The following is a 662-nucleotide window of genomic DNA, read 5'->3' on the forward strand; positions in this document are numbered from 1 at the left end:
CGCACGTTCTTGTCGCCGACGATTTCGACATCGCCCGATTGCGCATGCAGGTTCGCATGCCCCTTGGCCGTGATCAGCTTCAGGTTCACCTGCGCCGCCGCGCCCTGGACGAACAGGCTGATCTTGCTGCCCACGTTGTGTAGCCAGCGGCGGGCGGTGGTCTGTTGCGTATCGCGCTGGCTGATGCTGTCCAGGTTGTGCCCGGCGTTGAGCACCAGTTCGCTCGGGGTGGTCAGGCCAATGCCGGCCGGGGCGCTGGCGATCAGGACGGCTTGCTGGCCTGCTTGCTCCCGGGCGGTCTGGCCGTCGGGGTCGGTGTTGCTCCCGGCTTCCCATGCTTGCAGCGCTTCGTTCAGGTGATCCAGATGGCCTTGCTGAGACGGGGCCTGCGGTTGCCCTTCGACATCCAGCGTCTCGGGGCCGATCTCGGCGGCGTCGGCCAACTGCTGCCGGGCGGTGTCGCTGAAGGTCTGCGCCAGTTGCTGTGCCGATTCGAGCTGGCGCTGTGCCTGTTCCCGGTCCAGTTGCCGGCCGCTGGCGCCCGGCTTGGCTTCGGTGCTGAGCAACAAGCCCTGCGCGGCGCGGATAGCGCCCGCCTGGTCGGTGCGCAGTTCAAACCCCTCGCCACGCGCTGCCGCCTTGCCATCGGTGCGGGGGTGGGT

At 68.3% G+C, this 662-nt stretch carries 1 protein-coding gene; it reads right to left on the minus strand.

Annotated features, from left to right (window positions below; translation table 11 throughout):
* Positions 1-662, minus strand: a 662-nt coding sequence (locus tag FAZ21_RS20085) for a type VI secretion system Vgr family protein (RefSeq protein WP_136775198.1), incomplete at both ends; no start/stop codon positions are given.

This window comes from Chitiniphilus eburneus, assembly GCF_005048205.1.
Lineage (GTDB): Bacteria > Pseudomonadota > Gammaproteobacteria > Burkholderiales > Chitinibacteraceae > Chitiniphilus > Chitiniphilus eburneus.